The 3,587-nt window shown below is 76.5% G+C and carries 5 protein-coding genes; all 5 read left to right on the top strand.

All coding sequences use genetic code 11. From position 1 onward, the window contains the following. Positions 1-80: 80 nt before the first annotated feature. Entirely contained in the window at positions 81-911 is an 831-nt protein-coding gene (locus RKE29_RS28635; protein WP_312008613.1) for a carbohydrate ABC transporter permease, read from the top strand. A 134-nt stretch (positions 912-1,045) separates the two neighbouring features. After that, positions 1,046-1,765, top strand: coding sequence for an NADPH-dependent F420 reductase (gene npdG / locus RKE29_RS28630; protein ID WP_312008611.1), 720 nt, complete (start codon positions 1,046-1,048; stop codon positions 1,763-1,765). 166 nt (positions 1,766-1,931) lie between these two features. Beyond that, a complete protein-coding gene (locus tag RKE29_RS28625; RefSeq protein WP_312008610.1) occupies positions 1,932-2,144 on the top strand; it encodes a hypothetical protein in 213 nt (70 codons plus the stop codon). Positions 2,145-2,214: 70 nt separating this feature from the next. Beyond that, on the top strand, positions 2,215-2,892 hold the full coding sequence (locus RKE29_RS28620) for an ABC transporter ATP-binding protein (protein ID WP_312008609.1): 678 nt from the start codon (positions 2,215-2,217) through the stop codon (positions 2,890-2,892). Between the two features lie 275 nt (positions 2,893-3,167). Beyond that, the coding region (locus tag RKE29_RS28615) for a DUF6297 family protein (protein ID WP_312008608.1) at positions 3,168-3,587 on the top strand (420 nt) is incomplete at its 3' end.

Raw genomic sequence — 3,587 nt, 5'->3', positions numbered from 1 at the left:
GCGCGACCCGGCTGGGCCGCGCGGGCCGGGCGGGCGGCGTCCAGCCCGCGCGGGCGGCCAGGTCCGGCCGCCGGGCGCCGCTGCGCCACCGGATCCTGACGGTCTCGCTGCTGTCCGTGGCGGCCGTCTACTTCCTGACCCCCGTCTACTGGCTCACGGTGTCCGCGACCAAGTCCACCGGGGACCTGTTCGGCACGTTCGGCCTCTGGTTCGCCGACCCGGACCCGGTCGGCCGCCTGCACCAGGTGCTCACCCACGACGACGGCATCTACGTCCGGTGGTTCGGCAACAGCCTGCTGTACGCGGGCGTCGGCGCCCTGGCCGCGACCCTGCTGTCGGGCGCGGCGGGCTACGCGCTGGCGAAGTTCTCCTTCCCCGGCCGGGAGGGGATCTTCAACGTGATCCTCGCCGGGGTGCTCATCCCCGGCACCGCCCTGGCCCTGCCGCTGTACTTCCTGTTCAGCGAGATGGGCCTGACGGGCAGCTACTGGTCCGTCCTGCTGCCCAGCGCGGTCAGCCCCTTCGGCGTCTACCTGTGCCGCATCTACGCGGCCGCCGCCGTGCCGGACGCGCTGCTGGAGGCGGCCCGCATCGACGGCGCGGGCGAGGCGCGGATCTTCGCCACGGTCGGGCTGCGGCTGATGACGCCCGCGCTGGTGACCGTCTTCCTGTTCCAGTTCGTGCACATCTGGAACAACTACTTCCTGCCGCTGGTGATGCTCTCCGACTCCGACCGCTACCCGATCCAGCTCGGCCTCACCTCCTGGCAGGGGTACGCCGACCGGCAGCCGCAGCTGTACCAGTACACGGTCGGCGGCGCCTTCCTGTCCGTACTGCCGCTGATGGTGCTCATGGGCGTGCTCCAGCGGTACTGGCGCACGGGCCTGACGGACGGCGGCGTCAAGGCGTGACAGCGCGTCGGCCGGGCCTGGTGGCCGTACGGCGCCGGGTCACGGGCCGGGGTGTACGGCGTCAGGGGGCGTACGGCGCCGAGGCGTGCGCCGGGTCACGCCGTAACGCGTCAGGGCGTGACAGGATCACGGTCATGACTGCTTCCGACGCCACCTCCGCCGCCCCCAAGAAGGCCGCGAAGGACCCGTGGGACCTGCCCGACGTGACCGGCCTGGTGGTCGGCGTGCTCGGCGGCACCGGCGACCAGGGCAGGGGCCTGGCCTACCGGCTCGCCAAGGCCGGCCAGAAAGTGATCATCGGCTCGCGCGCCGCCGAGCGGGCCCGCGCCGCGGCGGCCGGACTCGGCCCGGAGCTGGGGGTCGAGGGCGCGGACAACGCCGAGTGCGCGCGCCGCTCCGACGTCGTCATCGCGGCCGTGCCCTGGGAGGGCCACGCGGCCACGCTCACGGCCCTGCGCGAGGAACTGCGCGGCAAGCTGGTCGTGGACTGCGTCAACCCCCTCGGCTTCGACAAGCAGGGCGCGTACGCGCTGACACCCGAGGAGGGCAGCGCCGCCCAGCAGGCCGCCGCCCTGCTGCCCGACTCCCGCGTCACCGCCGCCTTCCACCACCTGTCCGCCGTGCTGCTCCAGGACCCGCAGATCGCCGAGGTCGACACCGACGTGATGGTGCTGGGCGACACCCGCGCGGACACCGACGTCGTGCAGGCGCTGGCGGCCCGTATCCCGGGCATGCGCGGGGTGTACGCGGGGCGGCTGCGTAACGCCCACCAGGTCGAGTCGCTGGTGGCCAACCTCATCTCGGTCAACCGCCGCTACAAGGCCCACGCGGGCCTGCGCGTCACCGACGTCTGAGCGCGGCGCGCGGGGCCGTGGGCGGGCTCCCGGCGCGGCAGGGGGACGGCCGCGGGCCGGGGCGGGCGGCCCGGGCCGTACGGTGTGGGGGACAATGGCCGCCGAGAGTCGCACCGCACCCGCACCCGGACCGGACCCGGGCCCGGAACCGGACAGGAAACCGTTCATGCCGCTGCCCGCCGCCCCCTCGCCCGCCGCCCCGGCCCGCCGCCTGGCCCTGTACGCCGCCGTCGTCTGCGCGCTCGCCGTGGCCGCGGCCGCCGTGTCCTTCGCCCGGGGCAGCTGGCTGGGCGTGGTGTGGGTTCTGCTCGCCGGCGTCTCGTCCAACATGGCCTGGTACTACACCCGCCGGGCGAGAGCCGGCCGCCCCGCGCGCTGATCGCCGCCGCGCCAGGCCCGCGCCGCCCCCGCACCGCATCGCAGTCGACGCAACGGATTCGGAGCACCCCATGCCCGTCACGCACGGCACCGCCTTACTGACCTTGAGCGACGTCAGCCGCGTCTACGGCGACCGGGAGGCGGTGTCCGGGGTGAGCTTCGCCCTGCACCCCGGTCAGTGCGTCGCCCTTATGGGCGACAACGGCGCGGGAAAGTCCACGCTGCTGCGGCTGGCCGCGGGCCGGGAGCGCCCCACCTCCGGCACGGTGCTCTTCGACGGCACCCCCGTCGACGCCGACGACCGGCGCACCCGCGCGCGTATCGCCACCGTCATGGACCCGGCCGCCTTCTACCCCGACCTGACCGTCCGCGAGCACCTCACGCTGGTCGCGCTGGCGCACGGGCCGGTGGAGGGCGCGGCGGACCTGGTCGACGCCGTCCTGGCCGACCACCACCTCGCCGACCACGCGGACGTGCTGCCCTGGTCGCTGTCGTCGGGCCAGACCCAGCAGCTCCTCCTGGCCGCCGCCTTCGTACGGCCGCACGACCTGCTGATCCTGGACGAGCCCGAGCAGCGCCTGGACACGGGCGCGCGGGCGGAGCTGGCCCGTCGGCTGGCCGTCCACAAGGACCGGGACGTGGCGGTTCTGCTGGCCACCCACCACGAGGAGCTGGCCGACGCGGTCGCCGACGACGTGCTCGACATGGCGGCTCCCGTACCCGAGCCGACGGCCGGACCGGGCCGCTGACGTGCGGCAGGCACCGGCCCCGCCGACCGGCCGAATAGGCGGCAGCGGCCCGCGGAGCGGAGCCGTGGACCGCACGCGCGCCGTGCTGGCGTTCTGGCGCGAGGCGCGCAGCGACCACCGCCGCGAGCGGCGCCGCGCCGCCGCCTTCCTCGCCTACGCGAGCGCCCTGGTCGCGGCAGGGTGGGGCGTGCCCCTGCTGGTGACCGCCGCGCGGCACGGGCGGGACGCCGAGCCCGCCGGGTTCGCCGGGCGGCTCGCGGACGCCCNCCCTGCTGGTGACCGCCGCGCGGCACGGGCGGGACGCCGAGCCCGCCGGGTTCGCCGGGCGGCTCGCGGACGCCCTGCCGGCCGCCGCCCCGGCGCTCGTCGCGCTGGCGCTGTGGCTGGCCGCCCGCGCGGCCCGGTGGCGCGGCCCGGTCCTGGCCGACCTGGCGACGGTCTCCTGGCTGCTGCCCCAACCGCTCGCCCGCTCGCCCCTGCTGCTGCCCCGGCTCGCCCTGGCCGCGGTCCGCGCCGCCGCGCTCGGCCTGCTCACCGGCGGCGCCCTGGGCTTCCTGCTGTCCGCCGCCGGGCTGGGCGCCCGCGTGCCGGACACCGCGGCCGGCGCCTGGTGCGGCCTGGCGGCCGGGCTCCTCGGCGTGGGCGCCGGCGTGCTGGTCGAGCGTCACGACCACGCGCGGGAGCGGCGCGTGGCC

The organism is Streptomyces sp. B1866, assembly GCF_031932565.1.
GTDB lineage: Bacteria > Actinomycetota > Actinomycetes > Streptomycetales > Streptomycetaceae > Streptomyces.
Note: the sequence above shows the minus strand (reverse complement) of the source record. Positions and strands in the feature narration are given on the sequence as shown.

What these genes read in the sequence shown, in the direction of transcription:
- npdG (WP_312008611.1), top strand. Translation starts at nt 1,046, where the DNA reads ATGACTGCTTCCGACGCCACCTCCGCCGCCCCCAAGAAGGCCGCGAAG.
- RKE29_RS28620 (WP_312008609.1), top strand. Translation starts at nt 2,215, where the DNA reads ATGCCCGTCACGCACGGCACCGCCTTACTGACCTTGAGCGACGTCAGC.
- RKE29_RS28625 (WP_312008610.1), top strand. Translation starts at nt 1,932, where the DNA reads ATGCCGCTGCCCGCCGCCCCCTCGCCCGCCGCCCCGGCCCGCCGCCTG.